18 protein-coding genes and 1 pseudogene are annotated in these 19,270 nt (G+C 70.4%); 3 read left to right on the top strand and 16 right to left on the bottom strand.

The genetic code is table 11. From position 1 onward, the window contains the following. The 6 genes from ABZZ79_RS36085 to ABZZ79_RS36060 form a co-directional block, all read right to left on the bottom strand. Positions 1-1,140 (bottom strand): lanthionine synthetase C family protein, encoded by a 1,140-nt coding sequence (locus tag ABZZ79_RS36085; protein ID WP_356696265.1) that lies wholly within the window; start codon positions 1,138-1,140, stop codon positions 1-3. Further along, complete coding sequence (locus ABZZ79_RS36080; RefSeq protein WP_356696263.1) at positions 1,137-4,103, bottom strand: lantibiotic dehydratase; 2,967 nt, start codon at positions 4,101-4,103, stop codon at positions 1,137-1,139. Before ABZZ79_RS36080 ends, ABZZ79_RS36085 begins: the two co-directional genes overlap by 4 nt. A gap of 79 nt (positions 4,104-4,182) precedes the next feature. Continuing rightward, positions 4,183-4,353 carry an FxLD family lantipeptide gene (locus ABZZ79_RS36075; RefSeq protein ID WP_356696261.1) on the bottom strand — a complete coding sequence of 57 codons (171 nt, stop codon included), beginning with the start codon at positions 4,351-4,353 and terminating at the stop codon, positions 4,183-4,185. Between the two features lie 413 nt (positions 4,354-4,766). Further along, positions 4,767-5,213: an ATP-binding protein gene (locus ABZZ79_RS36070; protein WP_356696303.1), complete on the bottom strand. Its 447-nt coding sequence runs from the start codon at positions 5,211-5,213 to the stop codon at positions 4,767-4,769. 180 nt (positions 5,214-5,393) lie between these two features. After that, a complete protein-coding gene (locus ABZZ79_RS36065) occupies positions 5,394-5,987 on the bottom strand; it encodes a hypothetical protein (protein WP_356696259.1) in 594 nt (197 codons plus the stop codon). Beyond that, positions 5,984-6,433, bottom strand: coding sequence for a hypothetical protein (locus ABZZ79_RS36060; RefSeq protein WP_356696257.1), 450 nt, complete (start codon positions 6,431-6,433; stop codon positions 5,984-5,986). The genes ABZZ79_RS36065 and ABZZ79_RS36060 overlap by 4 nt, the downstream gene beginning before the upstream one ends. Positions 6,434-6,813: 380 nt before the next feature. On the opposite strand from ABZZ79_RS36060, the gene ABZZ79_RS36055 reads away from it, so the two are divergent. The 3 genes and pseudogenes from ABZZ79_RS36055 to ABZZ79_RS36045 all read left to right on the top strand — a co-directional run. Continuing rightward, a complete protein-coding gene (locus ABZZ79_RS36055; RefSeq protein ID WP_356696255.1) occupies positions 6,814-8,151 on the top strand; it encodes a hypothetical protein in 1,338 nt (445 codons plus the stop codon). Positions 8,152-8,161: 10 nt separating this feature from the next. Beyond that, positions 8,162-8,722, top strand: coding sequence for a GNAT family protein (locus ABZZ79_RS36050; RefSeq protein ID WP_356696253.1), 561 nt, complete (start codon positions 8,162-8,164; stop codon positions 8,720-8,722). A 4-nt stretch (positions 8,723-8,726) separates the two neighbouring features. Beyond that, positions 8,727-8,882 (top strand): annotated as a pseudogene (locus ABZZ79_RS36045) (transcriptional regulator); the annotation flags it as partial. 134 nt (positions 8,883-9,016) lie between these two features. On the opposite strand, the gene ABZZ79_RS36040 reads toward ABZZ79_RS36045, so the two are convergent. The 10 genes from ABZZ79_RS36040 to ABZZ79_RS35995 all read right to left on the bottom strand — a co-directional run bounded on the left by ABZZ79_RS36040 (position 9,017) and on the right by ABZZ79_RS35995 (position 18,273). Further along, entirely contained in the window at positions 9,017-9,277 is a 261-nt protein-coding gene (locus ABZZ79_RS36040; protein ID WP_356696311.1) for a hypothetical protein, read from the bottom strand. A 29-nt stretch (positions 9,278-9,306) separates the two neighbouring features. Beyond that, on the bottom strand, positions 9,307-10,239 hold the full coding sequence (locus tag ABZZ79_RS36035; protein ID WP_356696251.1) for a hypothetical protein: 933 nt from the start codon (positions 10,237-10,239) through the stop codon (positions 9,307-9,309). A gap of 634 nt (positions 10,240-10,873) precedes the next feature. Next, positions 10,874-11,497 carry a hypothetical protein gene (locus ABZZ79_RS36030; RefSeq protein ID WP_356696249.1) on the bottom strand — a complete coding sequence of 208 codons (624 nt, stop codon included), beginning with the start codon at positions 11,495-11,497 and terminating at the stop codon, positions 10,874-10,876. A gap of 87 nt (positions 11,498-11,584) precedes the next feature. Further along, complete coding sequence (locus tag ABZZ79_RS36025; protein WP_356696247.1) at positions 11,585-13,165, bottom strand: ParB N-terminal domain-containing protein; 1,581 nt, start codon at positions 13,163-13,165, stop codon at positions 11,585-11,587. A 242-nt stretch (positions 13,166-13,407) separates the two neighbouring features. Then, positions 13,408-14,565 carry a DUF6573 family protein gene (locus ABZZ79_RS36020; protein ID WP_356696245.1) on the bottom strand — a complete coding sequence of 386 codons (1,158 nt, stop codon included), beginning with the start codon at positions 14,563-14,565 and terminating at the stop codon, positions 13,408-13,410. Positions 14,566-14,609: 44 nt separating this feature from the next. Then, complete coding sequence (locus ABZZ79_RS36015; RefSeq protein ID WP_356696243.1) at positions 14,610-15,332, bottom strand: protein phosphatase 2C domain-containing protein; 723 nt, start codon at positions 15,330-15,332, stop codon at positions 14,610-14,612. 60 nt (positions 15,333-15,392) lie between these two features. Next, positions 15,393-15,563, bottom strand: coding sequence for a hypothetical protein (locus tag ABZZ79_RS36010; RefSeq protein WP_356696241.1), 171 nt, complete (start codon positions 15,561-15,563; stop codon positions 15,393-15,395). Between the two features lie 1,016 nt (positions 15,564-16,579). Continuing rightward, complete coding sequence (locus tag ABZZ79_RS36005) at positions 16,580-17,224, bottom strand: hypothetical protein (protein ID WP_356696239.1); 645 nt, start codon at positions 17,222-17,224, stop codon at positions 16,580-16,582. A 121-nt stretch (positions 17,225-17,345) separates the two neighbouring features. Further along, the gene (locus ABZZ79_RS36000; protein ID WP_356696237.1) at positions 17,346-17,630 is read right to left on the bottom strand and encodes a hypothetical protein; all 285 of its coding nucleotides are present in this window, start codon (positions 17,628-17,630) and stop codon (positions 17,346-17,348) included. A gap of 73 nt (positions 17,631-17,703) precedes the next feature. After that, positions 17,704-18,273: a hypothetical protein gene (locus tag ABZZ79_RS35995; protein WP_356696235.1), complete on the bottom strand. Its 570-nt coding sequence runs from the start codon at positions 18,271-18,273 to the stop codon at positions 17,704-17,706. Positions 18,274-19,270 lie beyond the last annotated feature (997 nt).

Below are 19,270 nucleotides of genomic sequence, written 5' to 3'. Positions count from 1 at the left end.
TCAGTTCAGCAGAAGGCAGGTCTCCCACCCCAGGTCTGCGGGGCGGGGGACACGAAGGGTGTGCAGGGTGAGGAGAACGCCGGCGCTGCCGGTGAGCAGGCCGCCGCTTTCGGGTATCTGGTGCCGCACCAGGTGTGCGCTCAGGTGTGAGCGCAGCAGGGGCAGTTGATGGGTGATGGCGGGGGTGAGGGCGTCGGCGGCGATCCGGTCACACGTCAGGAGCAGCCCGCTCCAGCCGTGGCAGACGGTGCTGTCCTCGATGCGGGCCAGGCGCCGGGGATCGGTGATGCAGCCGAGGACGACGTGTTCGGCGAACTGGCGTGCCGGGCTGTTGCGGCGGGCGAGTGCCGCGAGCTGCAGGGCGCGGCCGGTGCCGGGTGCGCCGTAGCACCAGGAAGGCCGTCCCGGCTCGCCGCGGGCCGGACCGTCCAGGAAGTCCGGCAGGGTCAGGAGTTCGGGCCATTCGATGATGCCGTCGGCGGTGGGCCGTGCCCAGGTGGTGAGGAAGGTGATGCCTTGGTCGAGTGCCTGGTCCTGGCCGTCGACGGTGATGCCGGCGCGGGCGGCCAGGGCGAGGAGGGCGAGCGGGCCGGGCATGCCGTGCGCGAGGCCGAAGTTGGCGTGTCCGGTTGCGAACGCGCCCTGTTCGGGCAGGCCGCGTGGTCCGTCGGCCGTCCACCAGCCGGGCGCTTGATGGCCGGCGACGGTGAGTGGTTCGGTGAGCAGCCGTACGAGGTAGCGCAGGATGCGTTCGAGCGCGGCCTGCCTCTCGCGCCGCAGCAGGCAGGCGCCGAGCCCGGTCAGTCCGCTGATCAGGTCGTACTCGGCCATGCGGGGCGGGTGCCCGCTGTCCATACGGTGCTGCGCGGCGTCCAGGCGGGCGGCCGTGATCGCGATAGTCTCGGCGTCCAGTTCGGCGAGTGTGCGTGAGGCTGCCGGAGGTTTGGCGAAGTGCAGGGCGTAGGCGGCGGCGGGAACTCCCCGGTACAGGCCGGCCTCGCCGGGATGTGCGGTCAGCGGCTGGGCGGTGACGGCGCGGGCGGCGGCCTGGGCGGCGCTCCAGGTGCCGCTGGTGTGGGCGGCCACGATCTCGTAGAGGGCGGTGCCGGCGAGGCCGCCGCCGAGGTCGTCGTGCCTCATGCGGCCCCTCGGGCCAGTGACCGGCAGGCCTGCCGTGCGGCGTGCCGGGACGCGGCTTCGCCCGCCCGGTCCGGTCCTGCCATCCGGTTGTGGTGCAGGTGCAGCAGCGAGTCGAGGACCGCCTCGAGGCGCTGAGGGCCGACGAGGGACCGGTATGCCCGCAGTGCGGTCCGGCGCAGGGCGAGGGCCGCGGCCAGCTGCGGGGAGGCGGAAGGGAGCGGATGGGTGCGCACTTGGCGGACGGTGGGACGGGTGATCTCCAGGCGCCCCTCGCCCAGCGGTGTTGCGGTGGCCATCCATGTCCGTCCCTCGCGGGTGCCGAGGAACCCCTCCGCCAGGTCGATCATGCTCAGCGCGCAGAGTACTTCGCGTTGAAGCTGGGGAAGGTCGGTGAGTGCGCGGCGGGTGACGGCACTGTCTGCGACGAACACGGCTTCGGCCGCTTGCATCGTGGGGCCGGTGCCGTAGCGGCCGGTTTCGGGCCGGTAGCCGTCGACGACGAGACGGGATGCGAGCCGGTCGGCGGTGAGCTGCCTGGTCCATGCGGCCACGGCTTGCAGGGTGTGCGGGCCTGCGGGCACACGGATGCGTAAGTGGTCGCTCTCGTGCAGCGACCGGTAGCGCACGAACCACGCCTCGCAGGTACCGAGGTCCTCGAGCAGGGCCGGCAGACGGCGGGTGATGATCTGGTCCATCGCTGTGGGATGGGTGAACACTTTTGCCTGCAGCCAGCGGCCGGCGTCGCCGGGGCGCGCCAGGTCCTGGTTCGTGACCACGGGCGCGCGCGTCAGGTCCGGGTGCGGCATCTGCGGGCGGGTGGCGGCGAGCGGCATGGTGATCTCGTGCGCGTGGCCGATCCACGCCACGTCGTCGCCGGTGACGGCTTCGGTAAAAACGGCCGACGGGTGGTGCTGCAGGTGCTGGTGGACGAGCCGGCCGTGCAGCGGTTCGGCCAGGTCCAGACTCATGGACCGGTCGCCGTCGTGGAGGTCGAGGCGCGCCGGGCAGCGCCACGTGGCGGCCCAGTCGTTCAGCGCCGCGTGCCAGGCCTGCGTGAACGGTCCGGCCGGCAGCGCGGCAGCGGGAAGTGTCCAGCGCGCGGGTGCCAGAACGGTGCGGCGGTGGCGGATGCGGGGCAGGAACGGCAGGGAGGCGGCGGCCGGCCCCCAGTCGAAGGCGGTCCAGGCGGTGAGCGGTCCACGCGTGAGCATGGCCAGGAACCGGGCCAGCGGTGGTGCCTGCTTCTCCAGCGCGAGCGGGTGGAGCACGAGCGGTTCGACGACGCGCCGCCGGGAGAGGCTGACCAGGTGCAGATGGCTGCCGGTGCAGAGCACGGCGAGATCGTCCACGTCGATGATGCGGGTGGCCGGTTCGAAGTGTTCACCGACGCTGAGGACGTGGGGCAGCACGGCGGGGATGCGGGCCACGTTCTCCGCGTGCGCAAACGTGGGCGTGAAGGAGAGCTGTGCGGGCACTGCTCCCTGGACCATGGTGGGCAGTGTGGCGTAGAGGTCTGACAGTGCCGTCCCGAGCAGGGCGGTGAACCGTCCGGACAGGGCGCCCGCGGTCCAGGCTGGACGCACATCCAGCAGGAAGTCCCCGCTGTCCAGGGCCCTGGTGCTGGCAGAGCGGATCCGGACCGCCAGCTCCACGTGCGGCGCTACCGGCCCGCTCTCCGCCTCCTCGGCGAGGTCGTCTATGTCGGCGTCCGTGAGCACGATCTCGCGGGTGCCGGTCATGGCAGCGTGCATGGCCTTCGCGGCGAGTTTCTCGTCACGGGCCAGCGTCCTGGGCGCAGTCTGCGGCCATGACGACAGGGGGTAACCGGCGGGGTAGCCGAGCCCGGAGGCCAGGTCGACGGCATCACGTAAGGGGACGAGGACGCCGGTGCCGTACCGCTCCCAGAAGTGCGTGGCGTAGGCCGCCCAGGCGGGCGATTCGCCCCGGGCGCGGGTCAGACGGACGAGCGCGTCGGCAGCGTGCTCAGCCTCGTCCAGAACAAGGCGGGGCACGCGGACGTGGGCGTCGAGCCGCAGGTCGAGGGAGATGCGGCTGCGGCTGGCCGCGGGCACGGACTGCATCAGGTCGTCGGCGGCCGCACGGAGCGTGTGAGCAGCGTCGCCGGCGGCCCGGTTGTGCGCGGCGAGGAGCTGTCCGGCCTCGCCGAGCTGAGCGAGGACATCCCGCGTGCCCGGTAAGAGTTCCTCCGTATGGGAGCGCAAGACGCGCAAGATGTGCCCTGCGGGATCGTCCACGGTCATCGGTGCCGTGAGACTGCTGATCAGATATCCCTCTGCGAGGGCCTGCCCGATCAGACGCTGAGCCTGTTCGACGCTGCCTCCTGCATCGGTGAGCAGCCGCAACAGCTCCCGGCCGCTGACGGGTTGCGCGGCTGCCTGCAGGAGGACGGACAGCGGGCGGCTGATGCGGGCACTGGCGATGCGGCCGCCTGAGCGCGGCGTATCGAGCATGTCGCCACACCGGAACGCCAGGCTGTTGACCTGGACCGTCAGGTACGGCAGTACATCGGCACGGCCCTCCAGGTCCCTGCGCACGTGATCGACCCACAGGGTGTCGGGGCGGGCCGCAGCCTGATGCGCGGCCCCCATGGTGGCGCAGGCCGCGCCGACGGCAGCCACGGCGACCCCGGCGAACAGGCCGAACGGTGTCGCCCGCCCGGTGGCGCGCAACAGGTACCCGGCGACGGAGCATGTGGCCTTGCCGATGCGCTTGGGTTCGACGTCGCCGCCGCCGAGGATCCGTTCCACGTAGCCGGCCAGACGCGGGGACGCTGCGCGCAGTGCGGTGACGAAGACCTCGTCGTCCCATACCTGCTTGAGCCACTGGCGACATTCGTCGGCGGAGCCGATGGCGGGCCAGCCGGTGGGGCGGGCCGTAGCGGGCATGACAGCGGCGCGCAGGACCAGCACGTCCCCGAACCGCCGGTAGATCGGTCGAGCCACAGATGTCTCTCCTCGCTCATTCAGTGGTGTGCCGGTGCGGGCGCACAGTGTTCGCCCGCACCGGCGCGAAGGCGCTGGATCAGCTCGAGGTGCAGGACGACGCGCAGGTCTTGGCGCATCCGTCGCTGGTGTCGCACATCTCGGTGACCGGCGTCGGGGACGTTGTGATGGTCGTGCTCAGGTCCCACTCGTCCTCGGAGAACGGAACCTCGACCGTGGTCGAGGCGAGGGGCGCAGTGGCGTGTGCCATGGGTTTGCTCCTTGATGAGCCGGCCGCCCGCGGGATGGGGCGGAGGGGCCGCAGGACCCCCGTTGCGACCTGCGGTGATGGCGAATTGCAGATCACAACGCGGGCACTGCGTTCAGCGATGAAGGCGGGGCCGGAACCGCTCGACGCCCCAGCGGAACCGTGCTCGCCAGCGGTTGCCGCTCCGCCCTTGCTGGACGTTGTGACGTGGGGTGCGGATGTACGGGCCTGACGCCCGTGGGGGCGAGGCCACTTTGTCCTGCTGCCGCCGGTGCCGCTGCCGCTGCCTGTGCGCAGTGGGTGCCACACGGAGGCGAGAACGGCGTGCGAGGCCGATATCTGGGTCCTCCCGGCGCGGATGGCGCCCCGCGCCTGTTGGCCGTAGGGGAGACGGGGTTGCGTCGTGGTTGAGGTGCTCACGCGTCACCCTTGGTGCGTAGCTCTGCCCAGATCTCCTTCGCGCATGGGCATCTGGGTGGGCCGAGCAGGTCGTAACCCCAGCGGTCGGCGACCGCATCGACCAGGAACAGCCCGCGGCCCGACTCTTCCTCGTCACCGGCGGAGCTGAGGGTTGGCAGGAGTGCTGGTTCCCGGTCGACGATCCCGATACGGACCCGGGTTGCGGTCGATCTCGCGACGATCAGACGGATTTCGGGGCAGGTGGTGTGTCTGGCCGCGTTGGCGATCAGTTCCGTGACGATCAGCGCGGCAGGCTCGGCGAGGCTGTCCATTCGCCACAGGCCGAGGACATCACGGACGCGTTCGCGGCCGGCCGCAGCCGCAGGTGGCACGCACGGGAACGTCTGGCTGTAGGCGGCGTGTCCGCTGCTTGTGGCTGCAAGGATTTCCGACCGGCTGCCGATCGGAGGGTGCACGTCGTCGTCCCTTCTCGGTGGGACCCGGTGTCGGGCCGCGCGGGGGCAGGCGGCCCGACACCGGGCGTCGGAGCCCACTCCTCACCGGGCGAGTGGTGAGGAGCAGGGAGCATGAGGGTGGTCTCGTGCTCGGCGCGGAGGCGTGAACACCACCGCCGCAGGTGGGGTTCAGGCGATGGTGCTGAGGACGGTTCCGAGGAGGGTTTCGTGGGGTGGGGGGCCGGGCTGGAACTGGTCGAGGAGCTGGCGCAGGGCTGTGGGGGGTACGAGGCGGTCGCCGCGGCAGGGGCGCAGCCAGTAAGGGCCGGGCGGCTCGGTCGTCGTCATCGGCGGGAGGGCGATGTGGTGGGGGTGGCCGAGGCACAGGGCGTGGCGGTGGGGCGCCCAGTGTTCGCTGGTGCCGGGCGGTACGAGCCAGATGAGCCAGGAGCGGTGGGGGTCCTCGATGACGGGTCCGCAGGCGTCGGGCTGGTCGTCGCCGGTGTGCTGGATGGCGTCCATGACGGTGAGGGCGGCGTAGGCCTGTGTGCCGCCGGCCGTGACGACGATGTCGAAGAATCTCCCGCCGAGGGGGAGTTGCAGTACGTGTTGCTGCTGGAGGGCCATCAGGCTGCGTACGCGGGCGGCCAGGTCGCTCATGTCGGGGGCGGCCTGCTGTGGGTGGAAGGTCCCGGTGCTGGTGGTGAAGCCGGCCGGGGCCGTATCCGGCAGTTTCCGGCCGGGGGCGGTCTCGCGGCGGGGCAGCTGCTCGGTGATGCTCACGCCTGCTCCGTCTCGCCGGCCGGGCGTAGGACGGCGGTGACTGTCTTGCCCATCACTCGTCCGTCGTCGTCGAGCTTCACGTCCCAGGACAGAAGGCCGCCGTGGTGCCTGACCCACCACAGGCCGCTGCCTTGGAGAGAGGATGTGCAGGTGGCCGCGTGGAAGCCGGGGAAGAAGGGTTCTGCGTCGTCGACCTCGATGCGGAGCTCTTCCGTGTCCGGGAGCACCGTCATCCGCAGGCCCATGCAGCCGTCGGCGAACGGTGTGCCGTGGCGGGCTGCGTTGTCGGCGAGCTTGGCGCTGATCTGTCCGGCTGCATCGACGTCGCCGGGCCAGCGGGCGACCGTGAGGCGGGGGCGCACCCGGAGCCGGGCGTTGGGGCCGGACGCCTCGCTCACCAGCAGTCTGGTCTCCCAGCGGAAGCGGGGCATCTCCGGTTCCATCATCAGCGGCAGCAGGGCGACTGTGGCGCTGACGGGGTGTGGCTGGGGGTCGGGCTCGGCTGCAGCAGTGGACGCCTCAATCGTGGATGCTTCGGCGGTCTGCGATAAGCACTGCTGCGTCGGGGGCGCGTTCACGGGGGACTCCCTGGTTTCCGTGCTCAGTCATGCACTCTCAGCGAGGGCTGCTACGAGCGTTGCAAGGTTGACCAGACGGATCCACCCCCAGATCGTCCTCGGGTCTTGGCGCAGAGTTGACGGCCTTCCTCGGCTCTTCCCCGGAACGGCCTCGGACCGCTAAGTACCCTCGTTATGGGGCAAGTTGAAGACGACAGCGATCTAACGTCGGTGCTGTGGCGTGTCAGGCGGATGGGATGGGAGGCAGGATGTTGTTCTTCCGGTTCGCGCTTGAAAGGCGCGGCATCCGAAGTGCGGATGAGTTTCTCCCGCCGTATCGGAAGGCAGCGGGACGGCTCGGTCTGACGACTGTTGAGCCGGCTCCCAAAACCTTCGAGGGCTGGTTCTATGACGGGCGCAAGCCGCAGAAGGCTTTCCGCCCGGTGATCGTCGAAATGCTGGGCTACAGCATCGACGATCTCTGGACCACGGTCCCCGAGGGGGCCACCCCGGACTTCGTTCCCCTCGTCGGCACGTCGCCCAGTGCATCCCATGCCGAACCCGGCATGGATCTGAGCGAGATGAAAAGGAGCGGCGCAATGGCCGTTCGACGCGCGAGGAACTACCTTCTCCAGACGGACCGCGAGAGGCTGGGGGACAACACCCTCCCCCTGCTGCACGACCAGGTTGCTCGATTGGTACGCGAATACCCACGTGTACCGCTGTCGGCGATCTGGGATGACCTGCTGGACGCTCAGGACCAAGTCATCTTTAACCTGGAGACCGGAAAGCACCGTCCATCACAGCTTGGCGACCTCAACTTCATGGCTGGCGTGCTGGCGTTCCTCGTTGCCAAGGGTTTCAACGACATGGAGGACCGGGAACAGGCGAGAACGATGAGCCTGCTCGCGGCAGCTTTCGCGAAGGACGCGGAGCACGTTGGCCTCATGGCCATGGTCAATGGTCTGCAGTCCCTCATCGAATACTGGGCAGAGCGGCCCGGAGACGCACTGTTCTACGCCCAGAGGGGGGCAGCCCTCTCCTCGAATCTCCATGGCACGGTCGGCCTGTGGTTGCTCGGCCTCCAGGCGCGCGCTGCGGCCGTCCTCAGGGACGAGCAGACGGTTCGGGCAGTGACCCTTGAGGCCCTCGACCGTCGTGGGAACGTCGTTCTGGACGACCTTGACCAGCTCGGAGGCCTGCTTACGTACTCAACGGAGAAGCAGATCTACTACACGGTGGAGGCCGAGGCACTCCTCGGCCATGGCGATGCAAGCCTGACCTCACAGGCGGAGCTGGCCGTACAGGGCTTCAGCAACCCCGAGGATCCGAACTGGGCGTTTGGGGACCTGGCGGGCGCGCAGTGTAATCACGCGCTCGTACTTCTTCACAGTGGTGAGGTGGACGGAGCGGCACAGGCCATTCGCCCCGTGCTGGATCTTCCGTCCACGCACCGGAACTACGGCATCGTCGTCTCCGCCCAAAGGGTCCGCCATGCACTGATGGCGGGCCAGGTCCGAACAGCCGTGGCGGCCCGCGAGCTGACGGAGGAGATCGCCGTGTACGCACCGCGCAGGCCAGCACTTCCCTCGGGTACGCAGCGATAGGGTCTCTGGCATGTACCCGGTCGAACGTTCCAGCGCACGGCTCAGTCTCCGCGAACTCACCATCGACGACGTCGACGCCGTGTTCGCGATCTACGGCAGCCGCGAAGCTACGGAGCACCTGTCGTTCGAGCCGCGCTCCCGTGAACAGGTGGGCCAGATCGTTGCTCGATCCATGGCCTCGTCCACGACAGTCCCGCGAAGCGAATTCGCCCTCGCCATCGTGGAGCGGGAGACGGGCAGCTTGATCGGGTTCGGCCGTATCGCGATGGATCCACACCAGCAGCGCGCAGCCACCTTCGGTTTCGCGCTGCGCCCTGATGCGTGGGGCGTCGGATATGGTCTCGAAGTGGTTCGCCTCCTTCTCGGTCTCGGGTTCGAGGAACTCGACCTGCACCGCATCTGGGGAGCCCGGTCCCCGCTCAATGAGGCATCGGCGAAGACCATGACGGCCGCGGGCATGATCGAGGAAGGGACGATCCGCGGACACATCCTCAAAGCCGGTCAGTGGCGCGACTCTGTTGTGCATGCGATGCTCGCCGAAGAATGGGCCGCGCAATCCCGAACCGCCTAGCTTTGCCGTCGGCTTTCATGCCTTGTGTATCGCCAAGAGCCGTGCGGCACAGGACATCCATCGCCCAGCCATACGCGAACTGGTCGCCGACGTGGAAGCCCGCGACCGCCGCCGGGTGCTGTCCGAGCTGCATCAATTCAGCTGCCGACTGGGAGTGCCCTGTGAGCGACCAGTACGACAAGGCGTTGCCCCAGGGACGTCGGCGTCACTGGCACCCCGCAAGGAGTCGGCATCCTCGATACGGAGGCGGTCGGAGTCCAGACCGTTGGTCATGTCCGGGTCGGTGTCCGTGTGTTACGGCGCGGGCAGCGGGTCGGTGGGGTCGTCGACGCCGAGGAGGAGGACGTGGTGTCCGACGGTCTGTGTCGTGTCGTCGGTGAGCTGTTCGATGTCGAGTCGCAGCCGGATGCGTCCGGCGCCTTCGCCGCTTGCGGCAAGGTCGTGTTCCAGTTTGTCGTCGAGGCGGTCCAGCGCGGTTTCGACGGCGGTGTAGTCGGCCAGGCCGCGGGCGAGGAGCTGGCCGGTAGCGGTGTCGCGGACCTGGTAGCTGGGCATCGGGGCGCGTCCTGTGGTGCTGGGGGCGGTCAGGTGGCGGGCTCGGTGAGGCGGGGGCGGGCGGCCTTCACCGCGCGGGACCAGACGTCGGGGCTTCCTCCGTGCTCGCGGGCGAGGGATGCGGCCAGTCCGCGGATGTCGCCGTGTTCGCGCAGGGCGGCGAGGGCGATCTCCGTGCGCTGGTGGGCCGGGGAGCGGGGCGGCATGGCGGTCGGGTGGTGTGCGAGGACGTTGCGCACGGCGTAGTCCCAGGACCTTTGAGGTCCGCCGAACTGCACGCTGAGCTCGGCGGCGAGCCCGGGGTGGTAGCCGTCGCGGTCGATTCGCTCGGTGGCGTACTGCTCGGCGAGCTGCGTCGCCGTCAGCGTCTCGCCGCCGTCGCGGGCGCTCAGCTCGGCCGCGAGGGCCTCCTCGAGCGCCGAGGGCCGGCCGACCGGCGCGGCGGGCTGGGGGCCGGGACGGCGGCCGGCCTTGCGGAGCTTGTCCCCGGTGCGCTTGCGGTCGAAGTCCTGCAGGTCACCGACGAGGAAGCCGGGGATCATGCGGCCGGTGGGACCCTCGATCTGGCCGGCGGAATCGGGGAAGTAGCCGGGATTCGACGTCTGGTACTTGCGGATCACCGAGGGCCCGCTGAAGCCCAGCAGCTCGGCCGCCCTGTTGATGGAGACAATCACCGCGCGGTCGAGTTCGTGCAGTTCGGGGTCGGCCTTGAGGATCTTGCTCGCCTTGTTCTCCTTGAACCAGGCATAGAAGTCGCGGAACTGCTCCTCGTCGTAGAAGTCGGTCCCGTCGATGCGTTCCTTCTCCGGGTGGCGGTGCTCTTCCGGCTGCTCGTCGAGACGGATCTTGTACCAGCGGGCCGCGGAGCCGACGCTGGCTCCGGTGAACTCGCGGATCCAGTCGCGGTTGACCACCGCGCGGCCGCCGACGATGCGGCGCTGCGGGTTCAGGGCCTTGGACATCGCACCCTCCGGTATGTGCTGCGGCCCTATACTGAGGGCCTGCTCCTCTTGGTCCGCCGGTGCTTAACGCGCGGGCGGCGAGTCGAGTTGGTGATGGTGGTCGGCGGGACGTTCGGCCGGGGTTGCCGCTCTGGGCCGACATCCTCGTGAGATGGTGTCTTCCGTCGGCCACCGCTTTACCGCTGCCCCGTGTAATCAATATGACGCTCTTGATGGGTGACTGTCAATCCGGCCGACACCCGGGCCATGTTCACGGTCGCCCTGGCGGTGTGCGGCCCACTCCTGGTTGCCGCCCCGGACCGGCGTTGTCGGCGATGGGTCAGGCCGTGGTGGGGAGCATCAGCTGGCGGGGGCGTGCAGAACGTGAAGGGCGCGCCCGCGCCAGCGCATCGCCCAGTGCACGCAGATGGAGCAGCTTTTGTGCCTGCCCTCGCACTGGGGCAGGGGGCGTACCAGCGGGCGTCGCGCGACCAGGCGAGGGAGTCGGCGGAGGCCAGGTATTCGGCGCACGTTGTGAGTGCCTGGGTCTTCAGACCGAAGCCGTGCAGACGCACTCCGGCGGCCGCGGTGGCGAGGGCGGCCTCCGACGTACACGGCGCGAGCCCCCAAGCGGGCAGCGAGGAGTGCGTGGCGGTTAGCGGGTGATGCGGGCGCGGGCGCGGTCGGCCTGGATGTGGACGGCGTCGGCGTGCGCGGCGGCGCGGACCTTGTCGGCCCAGTCGGCCGCGCGCTGTGCGAGTTTGGCGAGGCGCGCGAGGTGGGTGTTCTGGTGCTGGCGGGCCCTGTCCATGAGGGCCGCGTGTTCGGCGGTGAGTTCTTCGGCGGTGTAGGCGGCGATTGCTTCGGTGCCGTGGCGGTGGGTGATGCGCCCGAAGGGGCAGGGGCCTTCTTCCTGTTCGATGACGGCGAGGTGGGCGGTGGGCCAGCCGGTCTTCTGGTCGCGGGGGCCGAGTTGGATGTCGAGCACGCATACCGCGTCAGCATCGTGCAGACCGTCGGTCTGGTAGCGCAGGTGCGGCCGGGGCACGGGGCCGGTGGGGTGTTGGGTGTGGGCGCGCCACTGTTCGGGGGAGGGGTCCTCCTCGTCGCTGTGGAGGCGGTGGAGGTAGGAGACGAGGGCGGGCAGCTGCCATGCGGGGGTGCCGAACGGTGCGGCCGGCATGGCGAGCCCGGTCCGGGCGATGAGGCCGGTGTGGTTGCTGACGGCGGCCTGGGTGACGAACAACGGTGCGTGGAGGTGGAGTTCAGAGCAGAGCACGGCGAGGCCTTCCTGAGTGGGCGGCGAGGGAAGAGAGAGGGGGTGGGTTGCCCGGGCCGGACTGTCAGGTCCGGCCCGGGCGGCGGGTCAGGCCGCGTCCTCGGCGTCGCCGGCTCCCGGGCCGTCGGGGATGTCCTCGGCGCCGCCCGGGCCGTCAGGGGTGTCCTGGTCGGTCTGGTCGTCGGTGTCGGACGTGTCCGGCGTGTCCGGCTCGCTCTGCCGGTAGGGCTCGTCGTTGGTGATGGCTGCCTCGATCCTGGAGAGGGGGTAGCCGTTGTCGGCGAGGAAGGTGAGCCAGGTGCGGGCGTTCTGGCGGATCTCGCGGAGTTCGTAGACGGCGGAGCGGGCGGTGCTGTCGGTGCGCCAGGTCCGTACTTCGCCGATTCGCTTCTCGAACGTGGCGGCCAGTACCGCGAAGTTGAGCAGGGTGAGCTTGGCCGGGGTGGCCGTCTTGGCGCGCTCTGCTGGGTTGTCGTAGCCGGTCAGTTCCTTGACCAGGTCGCGGCGGCCTGTGTCGCCCGCCCACTGGGCCACGGGCTTGGGGCAGGTGAGGAGCTGTTCGGTGATGAACGCGGCGAGCGGCTTGGGTGCGCTCTTGCGGCCGATCAGGTCTTTCAGCCACGCCTGGCGGGCCTTCTCGGCGGCGCGGTAGGCCGCGTTGCCCGCCCTGACGTACTCGCGTGACGGCTCCTGTGGCCTGGTCCCGTCCTGCGCCTGCGCCCGGTCCCGGTCCTGGCGGCCGTCGGGGCCGGGCCGGGGCGGGCGGTGGCCGTAGCGGCCGGGGTCGGTGCAGTGGTACTCGATGTCGCCCGGCTCGCGGGGGTTCTCGGACCAGGTGGCCATGTGGCCGGGGCACCCGGCGTGTGTCTCGGCGCTCAGGGGTTCGCCGTCCGGGCCGTCGAGCGCGCTGAGCGGCTCGGCGGTGGGCGGCAGGGGGTCGCCGTCTTCGGCGAGCCGTACCCCGGAGGCCTTCAGCTTGGGACGGACCTGCTCGCGGGCGCGGTGCTCGGCGCGGTCGTCGCGCTCCCACTGCGCCTGGAAGTCGAAGCGGTTCCTGGCGTGGGCCTCCAGCAGGCGTTCTACGGCGGCGGGGTCGTCGTCGAACTCGCCCAGTACGCCGAGCACTTCGAGATCGAGGTCGTACGTTCCGGCTTCGGCGAGTGCGGAGCGGGTCCGCTCGCCGACGGCCCTGGAGGTCTTCACCGCGCGGGAGACCTCGGTGCGGGAGAGGCCGATGAGCTGGGCGACCCTGGCCTGTTTCATGCCTGCGCCGACCGCGCCCAACAGGGCGTCGGCCTGCTCCAGTTCGGTCAGGCCGCGGCGGTAGGCGTCGTCGTTCTCGATGAGCTGGTCGATGAAGTCCTCGCCCGCCTCGCGCAGGGAGGGGTCGAGCACGTAGGCAGGGACCTCGATCGCGTCCTGCTCCTCCTTGGTCTTTGTGGTGGCCCGCAGGGCGGAGCAGCGGCGGTGGCCCATCTTCAGCTCGTAGGTGTCCTCGCCGAGGGGGAGGACCACGACGGGGACCTTCACGCCTTTGGCCGCGACGGACTTGAGGAATTTCTCGTCCAGGCTGAGGTCCCGGCGGACGTTGCTTTCGTTGACGTGGATCTGTCCGAGCCGCAGAGTGACCTGCTGCATGGGTGTGGTGGTGGTTGCGGAGTCGCTCACGGATCGCTCCTCGGGGGTGCGGGTCGGTGCCGAGCAAGTTGCCGCTTGCTCAATAGAATCAATTATACGCTCTTACTGAATTGCGGCAAGGCCCTTCTGGTCCGGATCTGCGGCGGTCTGCTGCTGGAGGATCGCTTCAGCGACGGCATCGGCGATTGCTGCGCGAGTGGTCACGGCTGCGGCCTCCTCCGGGCAGCGGCCCGGGGGCGTTGTGCCCCCGGGCCGGACGGATGCTCAGTTGTTCAGTCCTCGCCGGGCTGCATGAGGGTGATGACGGGCTCGCCCCGGTCGCCCGGCCCGACCGCGCAGACGATCTGGACCGGGCGGGCTCGGCGGGTATGGCCGTCGCGCGGGATCCGCTGCAGGCGGACGGTGACCCGGCTGCCTTCCCCGCTGCTGCGCCGGATCGCTGCGCGGGCCATGGTCAGCACGTCCCACAGGCGGCCGCGCTCGTCCTGGGGAGCCTGCCGGTCGGTGTCACCGTCGTTCCAGGCCACGCAGTCCTCCCATGCCGCGCTGGTGAGAGCGACCGGTACCCGGAAGCCGGCCTCGCGGGCCAGGCCGGCGTCGGCGGCTACAAGAACGCCGTCGGCGAGGGCCTGGGCGCGGGTGTAGGCGTGGATGATCTGGTCAGGGCCGCTGGCCGGGGGGACGGGCCGCACTGCGTCGCCGCTGATGGCAGAGTCGTCGGTTGCGGCACCGTCGTGCAGCGTCGGGCCGGTGCGCGACACGGCGTCCTCCACACGCACTGTGCGCGGGGTGGCGAGTTGCTGCGGGGAGTTGGAGCCGGTGGGCCGGACGGCCGGGCTCTCGCCCGCGGTCATGGCGTGCACCGCGAGCATCATCGACAGGCCGTTCGCCCTCGATGTGTCCCAGGCGGCCTGGGCCTCGGAGCGTGCCTGCTCGAACTCGTCCCGGATCTGCTCGTGGCTGTAGCCCTGGGCGAGCTTCACGCGCACGGTCTTGCCCGTGAGGTCGACTGCGAGGGCGGGGAGGTGGCCGGGCAGGCTGTTGTCCTGCCGGGTGTCGGCTGTCGGCTCGCGACGCATGAGGGCGCTTGCCGCGCTGTGGTCCTGCGTCCCGGCCCAACTGCGTTCCCCGGGGCGGCCGGTGCCTGCTGTGGCGGGGGCGTCGTCGGCCGGTGCCGTACCCGACCCGCCCGCGCCGGGATCGTCGGCCGTCAGGATGTAGAACTGGTTCGAGTGGACGCGGACCGTCCACTGCTGCCCGGGGGAGTCCTCGGTGAGCCGGGCGCGCGGCCTGGCCTCCCATGCCTCGAATGCGCGTGCCGGATCGACCGGCACCATTCTGCCGGTGGCGGCGTCATAGGCGCGGCACGACAGTGCCGCTGCGCGGATCTGTGTGACGCGGCGGGTCCAGTTCCGGCGGATGGTGGTCATCGTGCTTCCTCCTGCGGGGGCCGGTTGGCGGTGGGCTGGGGGGCTCACGCGGTGCGGGTGGTGGGGAGGTCGGCGACCAGGGCGGTTGCGTGGTCGGCGTAGGTTGCGGCGTGGGCGATCGCCGATGCTGTGATGTCCCGGGCGGCCTGGCCCGGGGTGCCGGTGAGGTGGTCGGCCAGGTCGTGGGCTGAGTCGTCCAGGGGCTCGTACGTGCCGTCGCTGGCCAGCAGGAGACGGCCGGTGGCCGCGTGGCGGGTGGCGGACTCGATCGCGGGGTGGCCGTACTGTGCCTGCTTCTCCTCGTCGGTCTGTGTCGCGCCCAGGTAGGAGGTGACGCGGTTGCGGCTGTCCTGGAAGACGCGGCGCAGGTTGTGGTCGTTGGTGAGGCGGTGCTGGGTGCCGTCTGGGGTGAGGAGGTAGGCGCGGGTGTCTCCGCACCAGGCGACGGTGAGCGGCTTGCCGGGAGCGGCGACGGCGACGACGGCGCAGGCGGCGGGCAGGCCGTGGCGGGCGTACTCGTCCAGCCGCTGAGGCTCGGTGGCGTAGGTCTCGTAGACGGCCCTCAGGCCCGCTTCGGCGTCGGCGTGCACGGCGGCGGCGCGGGCGAGACGGCGGGCGGCGGTGCGGGTCCAGGCCTGTACGGCGTGGCTGGAGCCGATGCCGTCGCACAGGGCGTACGCGCGGGCGCCGTTGTGGGTGTAGGCGGCGGTGGCGTCGCACTCGTGGGAGCGGTCGCCGGTGAACTGGAATGCGGCGTGGGTGCGCATGAGGACTCCGGGAGGCAGGGCCTGCGGCCGGGCGCCGCGGGGCGCCCGGCCGCAGGGCGGTCAGGCGGTGGGGGCCGGCTGGGGCTGGGCGGTGGTGACGCGCAGATTCTCGGCGCGCAGCTCGGCAGCGACGATGGCCATGAACGCGGTGTCGGCCTGCTCGTTGCGGCTGCCGGGGGCGTACCAGTAGCGGTTCTTGCGATGCCACTTGAAGCCGTGCTCCTTGAGCACGTCGGCGGCCCCGTCGCCCGGACGTGTGCCGGTGACCGTGGTCCCGTCCTGGGCCGTGTCCGAAGCGTGAGTCCCTGCGCGCCTTGGTCGTCCGCTTCACCGTCGGCCGCACGGGCGGCGGCCTGCTCCTGGGCGGCGGCCCAGCGCTGCGGCAGGACGACGTCATGGGCGATCTGCCACATCTGCTGCAGCGCCCAGTTCTCCTGGATGGCGTGCCCGTCGACGACGCAGGCGGCGAGCATCCCGCTTGCGGCGGGCTCGGCGCCGTCCAGGCTCCCGCTGCCGTCTCGGCGATCTTGGTGAGCGGTGAGCAGGCAGTCGGCGCCGACGTAGTCGCGCCCGACGAACCGCGACGGGTACAGCTCCACGGGGACGGTGGCCCGGGTCCACGGGCGCAGCAGGACGGGGACTTCGCCCGCGGGCGTGGCGGCGAGGGATGCCGAGACGGCCTCCGCCGTCACGGGGGAGGCATCGCGCTGGCCGTACACCGACATGGACAGGTCCGGGGCGGTCGGCTGCACGGGGGCGGTGGGTGCCTCGGCGCTCACCAGGTCCGCGACGGCACGCCAGGCGATGCCCTGGGCGGTCTGATGGCCGCAGCGGGTGAGGGTGGCGCCGTCCCAGCGGTAGCCCCGGGAGGTGAGCCGCCACACGCACCGCAGGACGGTTTCCCCGGCCTTGCGGCGGGCGGTGAGGACCAGGGCGCAGTGTCCGGGCTGCGTCTCGGCGGCGGCCGTCCATCCGGCCGTCTGCGCGAGGGCGGTGAGCCGGATCAGGTTGCGGGGCAGAGCGGGGGCTGGGGCGGTGGGTGCCGGCACCTCGGCCGGGGCCGTCCGCCGGGCGGGGGTGCGGGAGCTGCTGGCGGGCTGTGTGGTCGTGGCCATGTCGGGTCACTCCTGGTCGGGTCGATGCCGGGTGAGTTGCCGCTCACACCGGGAGGCAGGGCAAGGCAGGGGAGGGGGCAGGCAGGGCGTTCCCGCCGGGCCGGTCGGGCGACCGGCCCGGCGAGGTGGTGATCAGCTGCGGCGGTTCGGGGGACGGTTGTCCCGGGGCGCGGTGTTGCTGGCGCTTGCGGGGCCTGTCGGGTCCTGGTCCGGGCGAGGCACCCGCCCGGCCTGCCGGTACTCAACACCGGGTTCCAGGGGCACCGGTGCGCCGGTCTCGGGGACGACGGTGTACGCCTCCCGGATTTGCTGCGCGGTGAGCGGGCGGAGCCAGAAACCCCGGACCCTCCAGCCGCGTACGGACTCCGACCCGTCGGGGCCGAAGGTGCGCACGACGAGTCCGCCGGTGGCACATCCGACCATGGCTGCCGCGATCACTGCGGTGACACGCAAGGATGCGGCCTCGTTGATGACCAGGGTGTCATCGATCACGGTGAGCTCCTGGCCTTCGGTGAAGTCACCGTGCGGCGCGCTGGCGCTGGCCACCATGTGGTGCCTCCCGTCGCCGAGAACGGTGTTCACAAGGGACAGGTACGCGTCGGCGGCGCGGTCGAGCAGTGCATGCGCCGTGTCGACGGCGGTCTGTATTGCCTCGTCCGTCCCGTCCTCGCTGACGGGGTTGGGTGTCCACCGCATCGCGTCGATGCCGACGTCCTCGCCCGCGTCGACGTCCTGTCCTTCGAGGCTCTGCCGTATGTGGTCCTGGTACTCGCTCATCGTTCCCCTGCCTTGGGTTGTCGAGTTGGTGACGGGCAAGTTGCCGCTCGCCCTTAGAATCAATAATACGCTCTTGCAGGGGGTGACCGTCAATCCCCAATCACCCCCCGGAGCATGTGAGTTACGGCGAATCCACCCGCGTCACACTCGTACGGAAGAACCGGTTGCGGCTGAGGCTGAACATCACCCGCCTGGCCTCCCCAGTGCTCTCCCGCTTGCCGTAGATCTCGACGCTGGTCAACTCGCCCTCCTCGTAGCCCACCTGCAACACGGTGCCTTCCCAGACCTCAGGCCACGGAGCGGGCCGGTTCGCGGTTCTCGGGCGGGCGTACATGGCCAGACTCCGGGCGGGGTTGCGCTCGATGCGCACCCGCTGCCCCCGGCTGATCGGTCCCGTGACGGTCACGCTGTCCCCTCTCTGGTGGCTTCGGCCCCGGGAGAGCGGGGCGAGCGAACAGTGTCCGCCCACCCCGGGCACCTCACCGTGTCCGGACCGCCACCTGATCCTCGGATGTCGCCAACAGCTCGCTGACCCCATGACGGGCGTGGTCGGCTCGCACGCGCGCGGCCACCTCGTCGGCAGAGGGGAGCCCGAACCCTCCGTCACCGGCGAACACGTCGTACGCCTCACGCCACCCGCGAACCTGGCACTCGACAGCCGCACGCGACGCGCACGCGATCGTCAGACCTCCGACAGTGACGGACAGTGCGCCGATTCCGTCGGGGCTCACTGCCGCACTGCGGGCTCGGATCCGGGCGCGCCGGGGCACGTCGTCCAGGATCACGAACGAATTGATGGTCAATTCGGGTTCGCGCATTTCTCCCGCGTCGACCTGTTCGGGAAAGATCCTGTCGAGGATTGCAGCGGCCTCGCACCAGCCCTCCCACCAAACCCGTGCACAGGTAGGGTGCCGGAATTCGATGACGGCCGTAGGAATCTTCAGAAGAGGGATGAGTGTCAGACCGATGGATGCGTCGGCCTCGTGTTCCCCGGCTAAGTGAATCGTGAGCCGACTCATCGCGCTCACGGTTTCTGCTTCCGCGTTCAAGAGAGCTCCTTGTGTTGGTGATTGAGACCGAACCAGGTTGCCGCCTAGTTCAAAATCAATAATACACTTTACGTCCTGGCGGGAAACACTCAGAACCTTGCGACATCTCCTGACGCATCTCCTGATCCATCTCCTGACCAAGGCCGATCGCCGGCTCCGTAACTCCCCAGCTCAGGACACCGTTTCGCCGTGGTCGGGGAGCTGACATCCCCTCTGCTGCCACTTTCCCGCCCGGTTGAAGGATGAGTAGGGGGTGGGGCGGTCCGGGCGGTGGCGTGGCGGCATCGGGGATCGGGGCCCGCCGGGTGTCTGCTGCGCGTCGGCCGGGGCCGCCGCGCCGTGGCCGTGTGGGGCCTGGCGGCCCGTGGAGGGGCGGCGGGAGGCACGGGCGGCTGGTACCGGGCCTCCCGCCTCTCCCGTCCCCTTGCCGCTCTCCTCCGCCGGTTCCTTCAGCCCCGTCCCTACGAGAGTCGCGCCCCTGACAGGCAGTCACCGGGCAGCAAGGGCTGCGCCGCTACAGGCTCTCCGCTGCTTCCGCTGGCGAGTGAATGCCCGTCAATTGGGGTGGCGTTGCCGGATGCCTCCAGAATTGATCCGGCCGGTACCTTGACGCATACCACGCGGATCACCGAGCGGCACTGCAGAGGAACTCGACGCAAATTCAAGATGGCATTTTCGGGAGTGGCTTAAGCGTCCTGGACTCCCACCGAAACCCGTGCCAGGGGTGTGGTTTGAGCCCAGTATTCATCCAGGCCATTCATTTGACGCGCAACCAGAGCCCCGGTCCGCTGCCCGCGCTGACGCGCGCGGAGCGTGCGTCAGATTCCGTACTGGACTGCGGAGCAGGCCTGTACGGAATCGATCCGGCGTCAGCCGGATCAACTGACCCACGGAGTGGGTCAGTTCAGCGGACGGAGTCCGCTGGCCTCCCGCGCGGAGCGCGGGAGTGACCGCCGCGTAGCGGCGGCGCGTCGTCTTCGCGGAGGGAAGCGCGCGC

This window comes from Streptomyces sp. NPDC006458, assembly GCF_040612135.1.
Classification (GTDB): Bacteria; Actinomycetota; Actinomycetes; order Streptomycetales; family Streptomycetaceae; genus Streptomyces.
Note: the sequence above shows the minus strand (reverse complement) of the source record. Positions and strands in the feature narration are given on the sequence as shown.